The sequence below is a fragment of the Burkholderiaceae bacterium DAT-1 genome (assembly GCA_019084025.1).
GTDB lineage: Bacteria > Pseudomonadota > Gammaproteobacteria > Burkholderiales > Chitinimonadaceae > DAT-1.
The window spans coordinates 230,012-248,010 of record JAHRBI010000002.1 but is presented as its reverse complement, the minus strand read 5'-3'; the positions used below and the strand labels follow the sequence as shown (position 1 = coordinate 248,010).

At 56.0% G+C, this 17,999-nt stretch carries 15 protein-coding genes and 3 tRNA genes; 13 read left to right on the top strand and 5 right to left on the bottom strand.

Annotated features, from left to right (window positions below):
- Positions 1 to 48 precede the first annotated feature (48 nt).
- Positions 49 to 1,164, bottom strand: a complete 1,116-nt coding sequence (locus tag KSF73_04395; protein ID MBV1774948.1) for a response regulator — start codon at positions 1,162 to 1,164, stop codon at positions 49 to 51.
- 47 nt (positions 1,165 to 1,211) lie between these two features.
- Positions 1,212 to 4,949, bottom strand: coding sequence for a PAS domain S-box protein (locus tag KSF73_04390; GenBank protein ID MBV1774947.1), 3,738 nt, complete (start codon positions 4,947 to 4,949; stop codon positions 1,212 to 1,214).
- Positions 4,950 to 5,291: 342 nt separating this feature from the next.
- Between KSF73_04390 and KSF73_04385 the strand changes: the two genes are divergently transcribed.
- Positions 5,292 to 6,146, top strand: a complete 855-nt coding sequence (locus KSF73_04385) for a hypothetical protein (protein MBV1774946.1) — start codon at positions 5,292 to 5,294, stop codon at positions 6,144 to 6,146.
- Positions 6,147 to 6,256: 110 nt separating this feature from the next.
- Here KSF73_04385 and KSF73_04380 read toward each other — a convergent pair.
- The 3 genes from KSF73_04380 to KSF73_04370 all read right to left on the bottom strand — a co-directional run bounded on the left by KSF73_04380 (position 6,257) and on the right by KSF73_04370 (position 6,580).
- Positions 6,257 to 6,332 (bottom strand) — tRNA-His (locus KSF73_04380).
- A gap of 51 nt (positions 6,333 to 6,383) precedes the next feature.
- A tRNA-Arg gene (locus KSF73_04375) sits at positions 6,384 to 6,460 on the bottom strand.
- A 43-nt stretch (positions 6,461 to 6,503) separates the two neighbouring features.
- Positions 6,504 to 6,580: transfer RNA gene (locus tag KSF73_04370), tRNA-Pro, on the bottom strand.
- Between the two features lie 109 nt (positions 6,581 to 6,689).
- Here KSF73_04370 and folD point away from each other — a divergent pair.
- The 12 genes from folD to KSF73_04310 all read left to right on the top strand — a co-directional run bounded on the left by folD (position 6,690) and on the right by KSF73_04310 (position 17,987).
- Positions 6,690 to 7,544: a bifunctional methylenetetrahydrofolate dehydrogenase/methenyltetrahydrofolate cyclohydrolase FolD gene (gene folD / locus KSF73_04365; GenBank protein MBV1774945.1), complete on the top strand. Its 855-nt coding sequence runs from the start codon at positions 6,690 to 6,692 to the stop codon at positions 7,542 to 7,544.
- 63 nt (positions 7,545 to 7,607) lie between these two features.
- On the top strand, positions 7,608 to 8,630 hold the full coding sequence (locus tag KSF73_04360; protein MBV1774944.1) for a quinone-dependent dihydroorotate dehydrogenase: 1,023 nt from the start codon (positions 7,608 to 7,610) through the stop codon (positions 8,628 to 8,630).
- Positions 8,631 to 8,641: 11 nt separating this feature from the next.
- The gene (locus KSF73_04355) at positions 8,642 to 9,184 is read left to right on the top strand and encodes a hypothetical protein (GenBank protein ID MBV1774943.1); all 543 of its coding nucleotides are present in this window, start codon (positions 8,642 to 8,644) and stop codon (positions 9,182 to 9,184) included.
- 27 nt (positions 9,185 to 9,211) lie between these two features.
- Positions 9,212 to 9,772 (top strand): electron transport complex subunit RsxB, encoded by a 561-nt coding sequence (gene rsxB / locus KSF73_04350; protein ID MBV1774942.1) that lies wholly within the window; start codon positions 9,212 to 9,214, stop codon positions 9,770 to 9,772.
- On the top strand, positions 9,769 to 10,443 hold the full coding sequence (locus tag KSF73_04345) for a 4Fe-4S dicluster domain-containing protein (protein MBV1774941.1): 675 nt from the start codon (positions 9,769 to 9,771) through the stop codon (positions 10,441 to 10,443). Before rsxB ends, KSF73_04345 begins: the two co-directional genes overlap by 4 nt.
- Positions 10,440 to 11,180 (top strand): hypothetical protein, encoded by a 741-nt coding sequence (locus KSF73_04340; protein MBV1774940.1) that lies wholly within the window; start codon positions 10,440 to 10,442, stop codon positions 11,178 to 11,180. The genes KSF73_04345 and KSF73_04340 overlap by 4 nt, the downstream gene beginning before the upstream one ends.
- On the top strand, positions 11,181 to 11,813 hold the full coding sequence (gene nth, locus KSF73_04335) for an endonuclease III (protein MBV1774939.1): 633 nt from the start codon (positions 11,181 to 11,183) through the stop codon (positions 11,811 to 11,813).
- Between the two features lie 9 nt (positions 11,814 to 11,822).
- Complete coding sequence (gene ampD / locus KSF73_04330; protein MBV1774938.1) at positions 11,823 to 12,380, top strand: 1,6-anhydro-N-acetylmuramyl-L-alanine amidase AmpD; 558 nt, start codon at positions 11,823 to 11,825, stop codon at positions 12,378 to 12,380.
- 127 nt (positions 12,381 to 12,507) lie between these two features.
- The gene (locus KSF73_04325; protein MBV1774937.1) at positions 12,508 to 14,376 is read left to right on the top strand and encodes a potassium transporter Kup; all 1,869 of its coding nucleotides are present in this window, start codon (positions 12,508 to 12,510) and stop codon (positions 14,374 to 14,376) included.
- A gap of 106 nt (positions 14,377 to 14,482) precedes the next feature.
- Entirely contained in the window at positions 14,483 to 16,204 is a 1,722-nt protein-coding gene (locus KSF73_04320; protein ID MBV1774936.1) for an ABC transporter permease subunit, read from the top strand.
- A gap of 11 nt (positions 16,205 to 16,215) precedes the next feature.
- Positions 16,216 to 17,538: an AAA-associated domain-containing protein gene (locus KSF73_04315; protein ID MBV1774935.1), complete on the top strand. Its 1,323-nt coding sequence runs from the start codon at positions 16,216 to 16,218 to the stop codon at positions 17,536 to 17,538.
- On the top strand, positions 17,535 to 17,987 hold the full coding sequence (locus tag KSF73_04310; protein ID MBV1774934.1) for a cytochrome c: 453 nt from the start codon (positions 17,535 to 17,537) through the stop codon (positions 17,985 to 17,987). The genes KSF73_04315 and KSF73_04310 overlap by 4 nt, the downstream gene beginning before the upstream one ends.
- Positions 17,988 to 17,999: the final 12 nt, after the last annotated feature.

Genomic DNA, 17,999 nt, shown 5'->3' with positions numbered 1-17,999 from the left:
TATAAATGGATGCAGTGAGTGAAGTGCCCTCTTTAATTGGCGCTTGGCTTATCCTTCCTGAATTCTCGCCTGCAATGTCTCCAGATGCTGCTGCATTTGCAGGGATTGCGTCAGCAATTCGCCAATCCGGTATGCAGTCCCCCCGAGTAAGCGGGACACGAGGTCTTCCTGACGGACAGACAACCCCAATCCTGCCAGTGCAACTTCCACATCCGAAATCAGCACGTCCAGCATGACAGCCGTTTCCCGACGGGTATGTTCCTGCTGCTCCGAGATTTCCTTCAGGACGCGCACCGCCTCGTCGTACAGCGCACGATGCCGGCTCATCAGCTCGCGATTCACTGCGTCGGCAACCAGCCTCTGCCGCCGCTCCTGGCCGGCCTCGGCCAGAATGGCCAGATGATCGCGCAGCCGCCCCATCTTGCCCTCGTCGTCTACGGGCATATTGCGAATCAACAATGTCAATCCGTCGTAATTGAATGCCGCCTGCTTGCCGAAGGAAAATATCCGGTCACCCTGCGCCAGACGATCCAGAATCCCCGCTTCAACCGGGGTCGCCGCACCCTGTGCATTCTGATACAACACCCGATCAGCCAGTACAACGCGTACACAGGCATCCAGACCGTATTCGCCACAGGTGCTAATCAGCGCATTCGCCAGTGCCACCACGTGAGGTGCACACAAGCACTGCCGTAAACCCGCCATTACGATGCCGGTTTCGCTGGCAGATGTCATCGCAGTCATGGCCACATCGAAGGCACTTCTGGCCTGCTCCGCAAGCTGACTGCGTTCAGCATGCACCTTTAGCAGCGATTGCAGCTTGGCTTTGAGTTCTTCCGCCACGGGTGGCTTGGTGACAAAATCGTCACCGCCAGCCTCGTAGGCTCGCAAACGATCCTCAAGGGCAAGCTCTCCGGACAAAAATATCACAGGCAGGGTCACGTCCTGACCGGACTGACGAATCGTCCTACAGGCGTCATAGCCACTCATGCCGGGCAGAACAATATCCAGAATCACCAGATTGACAGGCTCTCTGTCCAATACCGCGAGCGCTGTCTCGCCCGAGTCAGCCTCCAGTACGGTGTACTGATCGCTCAGCTCGTTCCTCAACAGCAACGACACCATAGGATCATCGTCCACAATCAAAATGACGGGTAAGGTCATTCACGCCCTCCTACTGGCCTGATCAGTCAAGGTGCCAATCAATGCTTTTATGCCTCATCTGCCTGATGATCGCCACGCAATTTAGCCACCAACACCTCCATACAGTTGTACAGGTCAGTGATGGCATCTGCATCCGGGGTGCCAGCTTTGGCAGACATTTCTACGCGCTCCGCCAGTTCTGCGAGAGAACGCATGGACAGCATGCGCGCGCTTCCTTTTAAGGTATGGGCCAAACGGATAAAATCGGCTAGCTGACCTGATGCAAGGTGCACAGCCATGGCACCGGGTAAACTCGCGTGGTGCGAGATAAAAAGTGACAGCATCTGTTCAAGCGTATCAGGTCGGCCGCCTGCCAGCTTCAGTGCCTGCGCAACATCCACGCCCTCAATCGCAGCAAGTCGTTGCGCCAGTGGCCCCATCCCCCCCACATCCGGACCGGGAGCAGTCTCGGAAAACCTCACTTGACCATTCAGATAACGGCCTAATATCTCTTCCATTAGGACGGAATCAATTGGTTTGGCAAGAAATCCGACCATCCCGGCGGCTTTACACGCCACCTGATCTTCCGCAAATACATTGGCAGTCATCGCAACAATAGGCACATGGGCGGTTGCTGGCTGCGCCAATATCGTCCGTGCGGCAGTGATCCCATCCATCAACGGCATCTGGATATCCATCAGCACCAGATCAAATGCCTCGCGCGCACAGGCCTCGACGGCCGCCTGACCATTATCGGCAAGGGTGAACTGTACGCCGAGATCGCTCAGCATGGCCTCAATCAAGGCTTGATTCATTGGATTATCTTCTGCGATCAGCACACGTCCCGATAAGGGTGTCGCAGCCCGCACGACAGCCTCTATCGAGCGGTCACGCTCCCCTCCAGACTGATTATGTGCCGGAAGCGCCAGAGGGATACTGAGCCAGAACTCGCTCCCCATCCCCATTTCACTGGTGACGCCAACATCGCCGCCCATCATCCGAGCCAGACTCCGGCTGATCGCCAAGCCAAGCCCTGTTCCACCAAACCGTCTGGTAATCGAGGCATCCGCCTGACTAAACGGCTTGAACAGCATATCCATCTGTGCCGATGTCATCCCGAGACCGGTGTCGCGTATCGCAAATCGCAAGCTCGGCTGAGATCCCCCCTTCACCACTTCCAGCTTAAACTGGATGCGTCCGGCATCCGTGAACTTAGCAGCATTACTGGCAAAATTACCCAGGATTTGCTGGATGCGCAGACGGTCTGCCCATACTTGAGCAGGGACATCATCCGCAACGTCCATGCTCACATGAATGGGTTTATTCCCCAGCCTCGGCCCCATTAAATCCCGGGCATACCGCAACGCTGCTTCTGGAGAACATGCCTCAGGGCAAATTTCCAGCTTGCCCGCATCCAGCTTGGAAAAGTCGAGGATATCGTCAATTACGCCCAGCAGATGCTGGCCCGCGACCTCAATTTTATCGACATACTCGCGTAGCGCCGGGTCACCCAGCTTTCTGCGCAAAATATGCGAGAAGCCCAGCACGGCATTCAGCGGTGTTCGGATTTCATGGCTCATATTGGCCAGAAAGGCACTTTTGGCCTCAACAGCAGCCTCTGCAGCCTGCTTGGCAAAAATAAGCTCATGCGTACGCTCGGTCACCAAATCTTCGAGGTGATGCCGGTATGAATGCAACTCCACCTCCGCACGCTGCTGCACGCCGACATCTTCCAGCTCTACCGCCATTTTCGAGAACTTGCCATCCCCATCCGTAATAGGGAATTGCTTGTAACTGATAAATGCCTGGGCACCATTCTCATCCGGCCATTTCAGTAAGCCTTCCCAGGCCCGACCGCCAAACAGGGCACCGTAAATGGCATCCTGCATGGCCTCATCGAGTTTTCCCGATAGCAGGCCTTCAAGACTTTGATCCTGCCAGCCATCACGATCCAGATCTAACAGCTGGCAAAATGCAGCATTGGCGTCCTGAACCACTCCCATCGCATCCACCAGGGCGAAACCAAATGGCGATTGCTCAAGGGCCTGCGTCATTTCCTGCTGAGCCTGCTCGGCGGCCAATCGCTCGGTCACATCACGCCCGATACCCAGAAAACGTGTTTCACCCCTGACGAAATATCGCGCAATGGTGATGTCCATCGGAAAAACACTGCCATCCTTACGTTGACCGAAGACTCGCTTTCGCCGTCCCATCAGACGTTTAGTCACATCTGATGAGGCGAAATCGCGCATATACCCGTCATGAACAGCATGCAGATCCTGCGGAAGTAAAATGGACAGCGGTGCACCATCCAGCTCTGCACGGGTGTAGCCAAACATCGTCAGCGCACTATCATTGACTGACTCGATGCGATGCTGCATATCCAAGGTAATAATGGCGTCAGGCGCAGCATCAATCAGTTGGGCGTATTCCTTGTAAGCCGATTCCAGTGCAAACATGAGCTCGTGCTGATCGGTGACATCGGTAAAGGTCGTCACCACCTGTGTACCCTGGTCATCACGCAGCGAATAGGGGCGCGAATTGATCTTGATCCAGCGCGAATGACCATCCGGTGTTTGCACATTCATCATGACGTGATCCACCGGTTTGCCCGTTGCCAGTGCTACCATTGCCGGATGCTCTTCGCCCGGAAACGGTGCGCCATCCCCCTTTGTTGATCGCCAGCGCGGATCGGTTGAGGTCCGGCCCATCATCTGATCCTGAGTGAGGCCTAAAATCGATTCGGCCTGACGATTACAGCGCACAATGCTGCCATCTTGCGCCTGCACTACCAGCCCCTCGCCCATAGCCGCAAAAATTGCCTCATTCTGCGCATTGAGTTCGTCCACCTCAGCCATTCTGCGCCGCATGGCATGCTGGATAACCTGATTGCGTGAAAACAGATATGCAGAGGCCAGCAAAAGCGCCACTGAAATGGCAATCGACGAAAAAATAAAGGCCCAGATTGGCCCGCTCATCCCGCGAAATGGCACCTTAACCATGACGCAAAAGGGTGATTGACCCACCTGCGCCACTGACGCCAGAACAGGAAACAATCCCGATTCCAGAACCACCACTTCGGTTTTCTGCCCACCAAGGGCTTTCAACAACTGCATCCGCTCAGCAAGCGGAATATCAAGCGAATGATCGGCTGGATACGAATAGGCTGCTGCACCAGTCTGCCGATCTACCAGCATGACCGACATGCCCTGCCACATCGACAGCGACTGCATCATCCGTTCAATCTGTTCCATCCTGAACAGGGTGCCGACCATTGCCTGCATGGAGCCATCGGCCCGGCGAATCGGCATGCCCATCGCAAGGGTACGCACGCCATCAATCCGGCTCCGAATCTCGCCTGCAAATGCCACATCCAGAGTTGGCTGGTGAAGCAAAGCCTGAAAATGCGGCCGATCAGCCACATTGATAGCCTTGTGAGTCGCTTCGTTACTGACCAGCACATTCCCTGCCGCATCAAACAGCCAAAAGGCTTGCACCTCCTGAATCTGGTCAGCCGTATCCTTCATCACATGCTCAATAGCCGCGCCCGGCACACCACCAGTCTGGCCAGGTATGCCCGAAACCAGCACCTCACCACGGACATATTTCACGCCGGCGAGCGCACGCTGAATGGACTGCTCCCAGGTTCCGGACATAACCAGCACCAGATTAGATAAATTCTGCCGTCCCGCATCCTGTAACCGATGCCGAGCGGCCAGCAAGCCGCCAATCTGCACCACGCCGATACACAGCGAAAGCAGCACAAACCACGCAATAGGCGGGACAGCGGCAGCACGGAATTTCATAAGCGGCTCTCCCGGGAGATGGGGCAGATGATCAGATAGCCTAATCATTCAGCTTAGTCTACCGACGTCTCGCCAGCACGGAGCCACATCAAACGAAGATGGCGTATGGGTGTAAATCCATGGATTCACCTTGCCCCGCAGCAAGGCATTGCTGCGGGAAGGGGCGGATGCACGCACTGCGGCGGCAATCCACACACCATCTGATCCTGCTGTGGCATAGTCGCACCACCCCTGACAGGCAGGCAGCTCATTGCACTGCAATATGCTAGCCTGCTCCCGCATGCTGAAAACGTGTCGGAGAAGCCGCACGGAGCAATGCAGTACATCCAATAGGGGGAATCAATGATTCAGAACATCCGCCAGATCATGGGCGCGCTGCTACTCGTGTTTGTTGCCGCCATCATCATTTCCATGGCTGGCACCATTCAAACGGGCAATGTCGGCATCCGCACCACGCTCGGCATTATTTCGAAGGAAGAGATCGGTCCGGGCGTGTATCTGAAGTGGCCCGCCATTTCCACCGTACAGGAGTTTTCCGCCAAGGACATCGTGATCGACATTTCCGATCTGACCCCCAAGGCCAAGGACAATCTATCTCTGCGTGATATGGATGTATCGGTGTATTACCACGCCAATCCCGGTGCAATCGCGGAACTTTCCGCCAAATACGCTTCGCAAACCAAGCGCCACGAAGAAGGCTATTTCATGCCAGCCTACGAGCTGGTGTGGCGAATCGCCCGTAATGCCTGCTACGAAGAAATCGCCAAGCTCGAATCGCTGGTCATCCACACCCAGCGTGAACAACTGGGCGCAGCCATTGCCAGAAAACTGCAAGAGGAATTAGATCGCACCGACAAAGGCGTCTTCACAATTTCCCGCGTGGTGATCCGCTCCGTTCAGACAGATCCGTCAATCGAGCAATCTATCCAGCAGGCCGTCGCCAACCAGAAAAAGCTGGAGGCCATGCAGGTGCAAACCGAAATTGCCAAGCGCGAAGCCGATATCAAGGTAACCGAGGCACATGGCATTGCCGAAGCCAACCGCATCATTTCCGGCTCGCTCACCCGCGAATACCTGCAGCATGAAGCCAATATGGCGCTACAGAAATTCGCCGATAAGGGCAATTCCAATACGGTCATCGTGCCGTCAGGGATGACGGTGACGCCGTTGATTAATACCGGCAAATCAGAGAAATAGGCTGATACAGGGCGTTCAAAGGAACGCCCTACCAGTCCGGCACTCATCAAACTGGCGTACTGAAATGCAAAAAACCCGCTCTTACGAACGGGTTCTTTACTTGTTCTGACTGGGGTGGCTGATGGGACTCGAACCCACGACAACAGGAATCACAATCCTGGACTCTACCAACTGAGCTACAACCACCACCGAAACCTGCATGGTCACAGTCTAATGTTAGACTGTACCTGAGTAGTTTGGCGCACCCGACAGGAATCGAACCTGTAACCTACGGCTTAGAAGGCCGTTGCTCTATCCAGTTGAGCTACGGGCGCATCCGGAGATACGAGACCCAAGTCAGGTGAACTACAATAAATTTGGTCGGGGCGGTGGGATTCGAACTCACGACCACCTGGTCCCAAACCAGGTGCGCTACCAGGCTGCGCTACGCCCCGAAGAGGGGCGAACTATACTGGTACCTAGAACGGGCGTCAAGCATTTCTTGGGATTTTTTTTAAATGATGAGAAAATCCCGCCTTTGTTAGCACTACGGAGATCAAGGCCATGACAGCACAACTATTGGACGGCAAAGCCATTTCTGAATCCATCATCGGAAATGTCCGTGCAGCGGTAGAAGCGCGCGTGGCCTCGGGCAAGCGTGCGCCAGCACTCGCCGTGATTCTGGTTGGCAGTGATCCGGCATCTGCCGTATATGTGCGCAACAAGAAGCTCGCCTGCGAGCGCGCGGGTTTCAAATCGCTGTCCTATGAGTTCGATGCCTCACTGACCGAAACCGAATTGCTGGCACTGGTCGAAAAGCTGAATAACGATCCGGAAGTAGACGGCATTCTGGTGCAGCTGCCGCTCCCCAAGCATCTCAATGCCGACCGCATCATCGAAACCATCAATCCGCACAAGGATGTCGATGGCTTCCACCCGTACAACTTTGGCCGTCTGGCACTCAAGATGCCGCTGCTGCGCCCATGTACGCCGCGCGGCGCGATGACCCTGCTCGAGCGCACCGGTGTTGATCTGGTCGGCAAGGATGCAGTTGTGATTGGCGCATCCAATATCGTCGGCCGTCCGATGGCACTGGAACTGCTGATGGCACGCGCAACCGTCACCGTCTGCCATAGTAAAACCCGCGATCTGGCCGAAAAAGTTCGCGCAGCCGATATCGTCGTGGCGGGTGTGGGCATCCCGAATTTTGTGAAGGGTGACTGGATCAAGCCGGGTGCCGTGGTGATCGATGTAGGTATTAACCGTCTGGAGAGCGGCAAACTGTGTGGTGACGTCGAGTTCGATGTCGCCAAGGAACACGCCAGCTGGATTACCCCTGTACCGGGCGGCGTCGGTCCGATGACCATCGCCACATTGATGCAGAACACACTGGATGCCAACCGCCTGCTGCATCCTTGATTGCATCGCTGCATACTGACCGAACCGAATAACGAAATACTGCCTACGAGCTGACCCATCATCATGGTTTACCCGCTACTGCGCCCTCTCCTGTTTACGCTGGATGCTGAAACAGCCCACAACCTGACACTCAAGTCACTGGATCTGGTGCACGAACTGGGCTTTGCCCGCGTGTTCGGCACGCAGGAAAGCGCGCAGCCTGTCGAGCTGATGGGCCTGACCTTCCCCAATCGTGTGGGACTGGCCGCAGGTCTCGACAAGAATGGTGACCATATCGATGCGCTGGGTGAGCTCGGGTTCGGTTTTATCGAAATTGGAACGGTCACCCCGCGTCCACAGCCGGGCAATCCAAAACCGCGCCTGTTCCGCCTGCCTTCCGCCGAAGCCATCATCAACCGGATGGGCTTTAACAACCAAGGGCTGGATGTGCTGGTGAAAAATGTCGAGAAGTCGCAATATCGCGGCATTCTCGGCATCAATATCGGCAAGAATTTCGACACACCGATTGAAGAGGCAGCCAGCGACTATCTGACCTGCCTGACCCGCGTCTACCCGCTGGCGAGTTACATTACGGTGAATATCTCTTCGCCAAACACCAAGAATCTGCGCCAGCTGCAAGGCGCCGATGAACTGGAGCGCCTGCTGTCCGCGCTGAAGGATGAGCAATCCAAGCTCACGGTGAAGCACAGCCGCTATGTGCCGATGGTACTCAAGATTGCACCGGATCTCGAACCGGATCAGATTGGCGAAATTGCACGTCTGCTGCTGGAATATCGCTTCGATGGCGTCATCGCCACCAATACAACACTGGGCCGTGCGGGTGTCGAACACCTCAAGCATGGCAATGAAACTGGTGGCCTGTCTGGCACGCCGGTGCGCGCCCGCTCGACCAGCGTGATTCGCCAGCTGTCGCAGGTACTGGGCGGCAAGGTACCGATTATTGGCGTAGGCGGGATTCTCGAAGGCCATCATGCTACCGAGAAGCTGGAAGCAGGCGCCAATCTGGTGCAGCTGTATAGCGGCCTGATCTATCGCGGCCCGGGACTGGTCGGCGAGTGTGTGCGCGCCACCCGCTCGGCGCGCTGAGCAGGACACCCATGACTGCATTGCTCATTGCCTTTCCACTGGTCGGCCTGGTCGTGCTCGACGCACTTGCCGTGCGCCTGTACCGTGCGCACCCTGCCCGCCGTTATGGTCAGTTCTACCAATCCAGCCTGTTTGCCGCCGTTGCAGTATCAGTCTGCGGTTTAATCAGCCTGGGAATGGACACCCTGTTCCCGAGCCAGACCAAGGATTCCGGTGTATTGTCCGCTATGGTCTTGCTGCTGGTTGGCACAGGGTTTGTGTCCTACACCTGGCCGAAATGGAAGATTACTGCCCGCGCAGTGGCGATTGCCACGGCGCTGTCACTGGCGCCCTTGCATGATCCGGGGCTCGCGCTGGTCTGGCACCAGAAAATCCTGCTGATTGTCGGCATGGCCGCAGCCCTGCCTCTGATCGCCCGCCAGTTCGTACGCATCGGCATGCGCCTCGATACCCGTCTGCCCGAAGGCACAGGTTGGCGCGATGTCAAACGCACCTTTGTGCTGGCTGCCATGCTCGGCCTTGTTCTGTATCACCTGTCGAGACACCTGCATTAAGCAGGATTCGTCATTTTCCGAGTCATCATGAGCTGGATCATTCTCCTCATCGCCCTGATCGTGCCCGTGCTACTGCTGATGCAGGCCATGCGTGGCGTGCGTGCACAGGTGCAGCGCGAATCCACGGTGCCACTGGCCGACCGCATCGATGCGCTACTGCCGCAAACCCAGTGCGGGCAATGCACCTACACCGGTTGCCGCCCCTATGCAGAAGCCATTGCGGAAGGCAAAGCCGATATCAATCAATGTCCGCCCGGCGGCGAATTGGGTGTACGCAAGCTGGCCGCACTGCTCGAACGCCCCTACAAACCACTCGATCCGGCATTCGGCACCACCCTGCCCTTTGCGGTTGCACGCATTGACGAAGACACATGCATCGGCTGCACGCTGTGTATCCAGGCCTGTCCGGTGGATGCCATTATTGGTGCCAGCAAGCAAATGCATAGCATTATCGAAGATGCCTGCACCGGTTGCGAACTGTGTATCGCCCCCTGTCCGGTCGACTGCATCAGCATGGTCGAGCCCGGCAGTCCGCGTGCACCGAAAAAGAAAGCCTATCCAGTCTTCAAGATGAAGGTCAGCAAATGAGCGTGGCGCTGGATACCTGCAGCCGCTGCGGCGATTGCCTGAGCGCCTGCAAGGAAAAGCTCTCGCCGATTACGCTGGCAGAACTCATTGTAGCGGGTCAGGATGGCCAAGCCCTGCAGTACGGACTGGACCACTGCACCGGCTGCGGCGATTGCCAGGTGGCCTGCCCGAGTGAATTGCCACTGGCGACCCTGCTGATAGACTCACTCAACGCACACGAACAAGCACGCTGGCAGGCACTGAACGCCAATACGTGGCGGGAGCGCCATCAGTGGCGCGAGGCGCGACTCATTCGCGCCAAGCAGGATCGTGCCGAGCGCCTCGCGGCCAAAGCGGTGAACAAGCTCGACGACCCGCATTTCGCCGCGCCGGACAAACAGGCCCGCATCGAAGCAGCGATCTCCCGCGCAGCCGAACAAACCCCCTCACTGACCGCTACTGACGATAGCCAGCACAGCAGCGACGCGCTCGATCAAGCCAAACGTGCGCGTATCCACGCTATCATGGCCAAGGCACAAGCCAAACGTGAAGGCACGCCAGCAACAGCCGTCAGCGAACCGGCCGAGCCCGCGCACCCCGTCACACCCGCGATCAATGCCAAACATGCCAAGATCGCCGAAGCCATGGCAAAGGCCGCCGCCCTGCGCGCCGAGCAAAACAAACCAACATGATGCCCGCCCTTACTACCACCCGCCGCCAGTGGCTATTCAGCCTGTCCCTCCTGCCCGTCATGGCCATGCAGATTATCGCCAGCGGCCAAGTGCTGTGGATGGCTATCACCGCCATCGGTCTGACGGTCGCGACACGCACTGCATTCAAACTATCCAGCCTGCACGTCCCGGCGGACATGTCCGCCGACCTGGGGAGCGCACTGCTCGCCGTGCTGCTATGGCCGCATCCGTCCATTCTGGCGGGACTGGTCGTCGCGCAAGCTGCACTGCGCGGTCTATCCGGACGACAAGCGCCGTTTTCGACTGCTGCATTTGCAGTTTTGCTGGCGGCCCTCTGGCCCTTGCACACCACGACACTCCCTGTTCCGACCAGCATCGCCCCCGCAATCATTGCCGCAGCGTGTGCTACCCCGTTGCTGATCCTGCGTGCGACACCATGGACACTGGTTGTACCTGCATGGCTGATCCTGATCGGGGGCACCTACACGCTGGCTCATGCACTACCCGTGCCGCTTGCTGTCATCACCGGCGCATGGATGCTCGGTGACACCCGCGGCGCGCCGATGATGGCCCGGCCGCTCTGGGTAATTGCAACCTCGTCACTTGCCCTGGGACTTACTCAGTTCCTGCAGCCTGCTCTGGCGTTATCCATTGCCATGCTGGCGGGCAATCTGGCCTCATTGCAGCTGGAACCCGCGCTCTTGCAGCGTCGTCTGAAATCACGGCACACTGCGTAAATGAACAAGCTCACCCGCCAGATATTCTTCGAACGACTTGCAGCTGGCAATCCCAAGCCCACGACCGAACTCGAATACAGCACGCCGTTCGAGCTGCTGGTTGCGGTCGTCCTTTCGGCGCAGGCCACCGATGTAGGCGTCAACAAGGCTACGCGACGCCTTTTCCCGATCGCCAATACACCGGACAGGATGCTGGCACTAGGCCAGGAGACGCTGGAGGACTATATTGCTACCATCGGCCTCTATCGCAGTAAGGCAAAGCATGTGATCGAACTCTGCCGCATGCTGATCGACCTGCATGGCGGCGAAGTACCGGATAATCGCGAGGCGCTGGAAGCCTTGCCCGGCGTGGGTCGTAAAACCGCCAATGTGGTATTGAACACGGCCTTCGGGCATCCGACGATTGCCGTCGACACCCATATTTTCCGGGTATCGAACCGAACCGGACTGGCACCGGGCAAGGACGTACGGGCAGTGGAGGATAAGCTGCTCAAGGTCGTACCATCCGAGTTCAGGCTGGATGCGCACCACTGGCTGATTTTGCATGGCCGCTATATCTGCAAGGCACGTAAACCAGATTGCCCCTTGTGCATCGTGCGTGATGTGTGTGATTACAAGGCAAAAACAGCGTAAGGAAATGAGATGAACATCGCGGCAGACGGCTGGTTGCAGAATGTACGCAGACTTGTCTCTCCGCACGCCGATGCGCGCCCCAGTGGCGTTGCCATCGACATGATTGTCATTCACTGCATTTCCCTGCCCGCAGGAGAATTTGGCGGCGACGCCATTCTTGACCTCTTCAGCAACACAATGGACGCCCATCGCTACCCGTCCTTACATGAGCTAGTCGGACTCAAGGTCTCCGCCCACTTCCTCATCAGACGCGACGGTGAAATTATCCAGTTTGTGCCTACCTCAGCACGTGCATGGCATGCCGGTCAATCGCTCTGGAAAGGCCGCGACCGCTGCAATGACTTCTCGGTAGGAATTGAGCTGGAAGGCACGGACGACTCGGCCTATACAGATGATCAGTATGGCTCACTGAATGAATTACTTGATGCGGTGTGTCAACGCTATCCTGTGCAGCACGTTGTAGGGCATGAAGATATTGCACCAAACAGAAAAACAGACCCCGGACGTGGGTTTGAATGGAATCGGATTGGCGAACGACCCGGTTTGCCAGATCGTGTACGCACCTGAATGCCACAGGATGCTGCAGTGCAACGCACAACAGTATTCAGCAATCAAACAGCGGCCTATAATCCGCCTCCTTCGCATCAAGGACTGAACAGCGATGAGTGCTCATCAGCATGATCAAAAGAAACCCATGACCGGACTGGTTCTGGGTGCAATCGGTGTCGTATATGGCGACATCGGAACATCCCCGCTTTATACGATGCAGGAATGCTTCAAGCCCGAGTATCACGTCGGCGCAGGCCAAACAGGCATCTTCGGTATCATTTCGCTGATTTTCTGGGCGATGCTGATCGTGGTATCGCTCAAATACGTTTACGTCATCATGCGTGCTGATAACCGTGGCGAAGGCGGGATTCTGGCGCTGATGGCACTGGCCACTCGCACCCAACAGCGAAAGCGCGGCCAGTTCTCCTTCATGATTCTGTTTGGCATTTTTGGCGCATCACTCTTTTACGGTGATGGCATGATCACACCGGCCATTTCAGTGCTTTCTGCAGTAGAAGGCTTGAAAGTCGCCGCCCCCTCTCTGTCCCACTATGTGATCCCGATCTGTATCGTGGTTCTGATTCTGCTCTTTTCCATGCAGTCCCGTGGCACCAATACAGTCGGCAAGCTGTTTGGCCCAATTATGGTTGCATGGTTCATAGTCCTAGCATTGCTAGGCATCATTAATATTGTCAAAGCGCCCCAGGTACTGGCAGCACTTTCTCCTACCTACGCACTGGCTTTTCTTTATCAACATCCCGGCGTCGCCTTCATGGCACTAGGTGCAGTCGTGCTGGCGCTGACTGGAGCGGAAGCGATTTATGCCGACATGGGTCACTTTGGCATCAAGCCTATCCGTTATGGCTGGTTTGCATTTGTCTGGCCTGCGTTGATTCTCAACTACCTCGGCCAGGGCGCTCTCATACTGACCAATCCAGAAGCAGTGAGTAATCCCTTCTTCAATATGGCGCCTCAGTGGGCGTTGCTTCCATTGGTCGTCATGGCGACTGCCGCGACTGTGATCGCCTCTCAAGCGGTCATATCAGGTGCATATTCCATTACCTGGCAGGCGATTCAGCTTGGCTACATTCCCCGTATGTCCATTCAGCACACTTCCGAACATGAAATCGGACAGATTTACATTCCGGGTGTGAACTGGCCTCTGCTGGCCGCAGTGATTGTGCTCGTACTCGGATTCAAAGAGTCCGCCAATCTAGCGGCAGCATATGGAATTGCAGTGACGCTTACGATGGTGATCACTAGCATTCTGGCATTTGTGGTGCTGGGAAGAAGAGAAAGCGTCAGGCAATCTGCGGCTAAACGCTATGGCTTATATGCTTTGCTGACATGCTTTCTGCTGTTCGATCTGTCACTCTTCTCCTCCAATCTGATGAAGTTCCTTGATGGCGGCTGGGTACCACTTCTACTCGCTGCCATCGCGTTCTTTGTCATGAACACTTGGAAAAGTGGTCGTCGACATCTCTTTCACCGTCTGCATGATGGTGAATTGCCGCTCGATATCTTCGTAGAGTCGATTGAGTCACATCCGCCGACCCGCGTCGAGGGCACCTCTGTATTCATGACAGGCAGTGCCAACACCACGCCACATGCATTGCTGCACAATCTAAAACACAATAAAGTACTGCATGAACAAGTGATTCTTCTCACGATTCAATCAACTGATATTCCAGTGGTTGCAATTGAAGATCGATTGAAGGTTCAACGCCTGGGCAAATCATTCCTGCAAGTCATTGCGACATACGGTTTTAAAGAGGAGCCGTCGGTACCCGATATCATGTCCTTGCTCGAGCAGATGCATGAAATCGAACTGGACAGCATGAACACCAGCTTCTTCCTATCGAAGGAAACGCTGATCCGCGCACCTAAACCTGCCATGAGCTGGATTCGTACTTTTGTTTTCTCGATCATGCAGCGCAATGCCGCGCGCCCGACCGACTTCTTCCAGATTCCGCCCAACCGGGTGGTAGAGATGGGAACGCAGGTCGAGATTTGATATCAGCACAGCGTATAATGCTGACATGAAGTTGTAAGAGGCCCGTCATAATATCGGGCCTCTTGTTTTGGTGGTGATCTGCAATCACCCGCCCGGAGTAGCAAATATGTTTAAACGATATGGCCCCAGCAGCCCAATGGATGGCCTGCCCAATCGCTGGGACTGGGCACTGCTGCCCATGATTCTCGCGCTACTGGTCGCGGTGGGCTATGTCGCCATGCAGATGAGCCGTCCCTTCTCCATCGGACAGGAACTGCCGATTTCGCTCGACCCGCTGTACCTGCCTTACTATCTGCTGCGCACCATCATGCGGATGTTTATCGCCTTGTTCTTCTCATTGCTGTTTGCAGTAGCGTTTGCATCCATTGCCGCGCGCTCAAAAACGGCAGAGAAAATCATGATTCCGGCCATCGACATTTTACAGTCGATCCCAGTACTGGGCTTTCAAGCCATTGCCGTCGCTCCTTTTATTGCCTTGTTTCCCGGTAATTTGCTTGGTGCTGAGTGCGCTGCCATTTTCGCGATTTTCACGGCTCAAGCCTGGAATATGGCGCTAAGCCTGTATCAGTCCTTTAAAACAGTTCCGCCAGAACTCAACGAGGCCTCGCGTATCTTCCGCCTGTCGCCATGGCAGCGATTCTGGCGACTGGATCTGCCATTTGGCACGCCCGGACTCCTGTGGAACATGATGATGTCCATGTCGGGTGGCTGGTTCATGCTGGTATTCTCCGAAGCGATTCTGGTGGCGGGACAGGATATCCGCCTGCCCGGCATTGGCTCCTATGTCAAAACCGCCATCGATGCCCGCGATCTGGGTGCGATTGGCTGGGCGATTTCAGCCATGCTGATCGGTATCTTGCTGTACGATCAGCTGTTCTTCCGCCCTCTACTGGCCTGGGCAGACAAGTTCAAGTTTGAAGAGTCTCAAGGTGAACAGGCACAGCAATCGTGGTTATTAGACTGGATGCGCCGCAGCAAAATCACCCTCGCTCTCACCGAAAAATTCTGGAACAAAATGTCCGGGGCGCTGGGTTGGTTCAAACTGCATTACGATGGCACGTCGATTCGCTCGCGCCAGCGGCCGATTGATCCGCGCTGGGAGCGCGCCACGGATGCCTTGTTTACCGCACTTGCCCTCATCGCCTGCTGGAAAATGTTCGTCTTTGTTCACTCGGAAATTGGCTGGGCAGAGGTCGGGCATGTCTTCAAACTGGGCCTGCTAACACTGACACGCGTGATGGTCATGATTGCCCTGGCGTCCATCGTGTGGGTGCCCATTTCGGTCTGGCTGGGTTTGCGCCCGGTGTACTCGCAGAAAATTCAGGCGATTGCCCAGTTTCTGGCGGCATTCCCGGTGAACCTGATGTTTCCGCTCGTGGTGTTTGTACTGGTCACCTTCAAGATCAACCCCAATATCGGCCTCACCCCGCTCATGGTGTTTGGCACCCAGTGGTACATCCTGTTCAATGTGGTGGCAGGCGCATCCACCATTCCGAACGAATTGCGGCTGGCGGCCGACAATCTCGGTTTGAAGGGCTGGCTCAAATGGAAGCGCGTGTACCTGCCCGCAGTCTTCCCGAGCTTTGTGACCGGTGCGATTACCGCAAGCGGTGGCTCCTGGAATGCCAGCATCGCCGTGGAATATGTGACCTGGGGCGACGTGAAACTCAAAGCCGACGGGCTGGGTAGCTATATTGCGATGATGACCGAATCCGGTGATTTCCATCGCAATGCACTCGGCATGATCGTGATGTGCATTTTCGTTCTCTGTCTGAATCGCTTTTTCTGGCGCAAGCTGTACCTGCTTGCAGAAGACAGAAGTAGGTAGGAATCAAGAATATGACCCAACAAAACGACAGCCTGATTGATCTCGGCGGCGTCAATAAATCCTTTCGCACCGCAGACGGGGCGGAGCGTCTGGTACTGGGCGATGTCGACTTTACTTTGCATTCAGGCGAGATCGTTGCCTTGCTGGGCAAATCAGGCTCGGGCAAATCTACCCTGCTACGCATCATCGCAGGCCTGATCTCGGCAGATAAAGGCAATGTCCTATATCGTGGTCGCCCGATTTACGGGCCCGCCGCTGGCATCGCCATGGTATTTCAGTCTTTCGCGCTGTTTCCGTGGCTTACGGTTCAGCAAAATGTAGAGCTGGGACTGGAAGCACAGGGCGTTCCACCGGATGAGCGTGAAAAACGTGCGGATGCGGTGCTGGAACTGATTGGTCTGGCAGGCTTTGGCGGCGCACTGCCGCGCGAATTGTCAGGCGGGATGCGCCAGCGCGTGGGAATTGCCCGTGCGCTGGTCACCAATCCCGACATTCTGCTGATGGACGAAGCTTTTTCGGCACTCGATGTACTTACAGGCGAAACCCTGCGCGACGACATGCTGGAACTGTGGGACAACGACAAGATCCCAACCAAGGGCATTCTGATCGTGTCGCACAATATCGAAGAAGCAGTGATGATGGCTGACCGCATCATCATTCTGTCGAGCGATCCGGGTCGCATCCGGAATCAGATAGACATCCACCTGCCCCGCCCTAGAAATGTAGATTCACCCGAAGTACGAGGCCTGATCGATGAGGTGTATGCCTTGATGACCATGCGTCCGGTGCAAGAAACGGCGAAAGGCGCAAAAGCTGCCGCACAGGTCGATTACCGCCTGCCGGATACCGACGTCAGCCGCATGGAAGCCGTGCTGGACATGCTGGCGGACGCGCCCTTCAATGGTCGCGCCGATTTGCCGAAGCTGGCCGAAGAATCAGAGTTGTCAGACGAAGAGTTGTTCCCGACCTACGAAGGCCTCAGCTTGCTCGGTCTGGCTCAGATCGAAACCGGCGATTTGCAGATTACACCGCTTGGTGTCCGCTATGTCGCGGCCGATCAGGCCGAGAAGCAGGAAATCTTTGGTCAGCAACTGCTTTCCAATGTCCCGCTTGCAGCCCATATCCGCCACAGTCTCGAACAGGAACCTGCAGGCGAGTTGCCAGAGAAACGATTCATCGAACTCCTGGAAGAATTCCTCAAGGAAGAAGAAGCCGAGCGCGTACTGCAAGTGGCTGTCGAGTGGGGTCGCTATGGCGAGGTATATGAATACGACTTCCACACAGGTCGCCTGCAATTGCCTGAAAGCCCGCAAGAAGAGAAAGAAGACGCATGATCCGTATGATTCGCCCAGCCGCCCTCATCCTGTCTACACTCGTACTGCTTGCCGGTTGCGCCGAAAAGCCCGATCCCGGTTCACCTGTGGATTTGCGCCAGCAGACGTTCAAAAAGATGGTGAAGGTGTTCGAGGTCAACAATGGCATGGCACGCGAACGCCTGCCCTGGAATGACAAACAGTTTCTTGATGCAGCATTCGAACTGAAACGCATATCTGACGAGCCTTGGGCACATTTTGCCAACCCGGAGCCCAGGAAGGGTAGTCACGCCAGTGATGCCATCTGGCAAAAGCCAAGTGAATTCAAAGTCGCACAACAGCGATTCGCTCAAAGTGTCGATGGCTTATTGCTTGCAGCGAATCAGCACGATCCTAAACAAGCCATGCCGGCCGTGGAAGCCGTCGAGCAAGCCTGCGCGGCCTGTCATCGCACTTTCCGGAACAAGTAACGCTCCGGCATC

Bases quoted from the DNA above. Each gene is read 5' to 3' on its own strand.
- KSF73_04395 (MBV1774948.1), bottom strand. From the start codon at position 1,164: ATGACCTTACCCGTCATTTTGATTGTGGACGATGATCCTATGGTGTCG.
- KSF73_04390 (MBV1774947.1), bottom strand. From the start codon at position 4,949: ATGAAATTCCGTGCTGCCGCTGTCCCGCCTATTGCGTGGTTTGTGCTG.
- KSF73_04385 (MBV1774946.1), top strand. From the start codon at position 5,292: ATGATTCAGAACATCCGCCAGATCATGGGCGCGCTGCTACTCGTGTTT.
- folD (MBV1774945.1), top strand. From the start codon at position 6,690: ATGACAGCACAACTATTGGACGGCAAAGCCATTTCTGAATCCATCATC.
- KSF73_04360 (MBV1774944.1), top strand. From the start codon at position 7,608: ATGGTTTACCCGCTACTGCGCCCTCTCCTGTTTACGCTGGATGCTGAA.
- KSF73_04355 (MBV1774943.1), top strand. From the start codon at position 8,642: ATGACTGCATTGCTCATTGCCTTTCCACTGGTCGGCCTGGTCGTGCTC.
- rsxB (MBV1774942.1), top strand. From the start codon at position 9,212: ATGAGCTGGATCATTCTCCTCATCGCCCTGATCGTGCCCGTGCTACTG.
- KSF73_04345 (MBV1774941.1), top strand. From the start codon at position 9,769: ATGAGCGTGGCGCTGGATACCTGCAGCCGCTGCGGCGATTGCCTGAGC.
- KSF73_04340 (MBV1774940.1), top strand. From the start codon at position 10,440: ATGATGCCCGCCCTTACTACCACCCGCCGCCAGTGGCTATTCAGCCTG.
- nth (MBV1774939.1), top strand. From the start codon at position 11,181: ATGAACAAGCTCACCCGCCAGATATTCTTCGAACGACTTGCAGCTGGC.
- ampD (MBV1774938.1), top strand. From the start codon at position 11,823: ATGAACATCGCGGCAGACGGCTGGTTGCAGAATGTACGCAGACTTGTC.
- KSF73_04325 (MBV1774937.1), top strand. From the start codon at position 12,508: ATGACCGGACTGGTTCTGGGTGCAATCGGTGTCGTATATGGCGACATC.
- KSF73_04320 (MBV1774936.1), top strand. From the start codon at position 14,483: ATGTTTAAACGATATGGCCCCAGCAGCCCAATGGATGGCCTGCCCAAT.
- KSF73_04315 (MBV1774935.1), top strand. From the start codon at position 16,216: ATGACCCAACAAAACGACAGCCTGATTGATCTCGGCGGCGTCAATAAA.
- KSF73_04310 (MBV1774934.1), top strand. From the start codon at position 17,535: ATGATCCGTATGATTCGCCCAGCCGCCCTCATCCTGTCTACACTCGTA.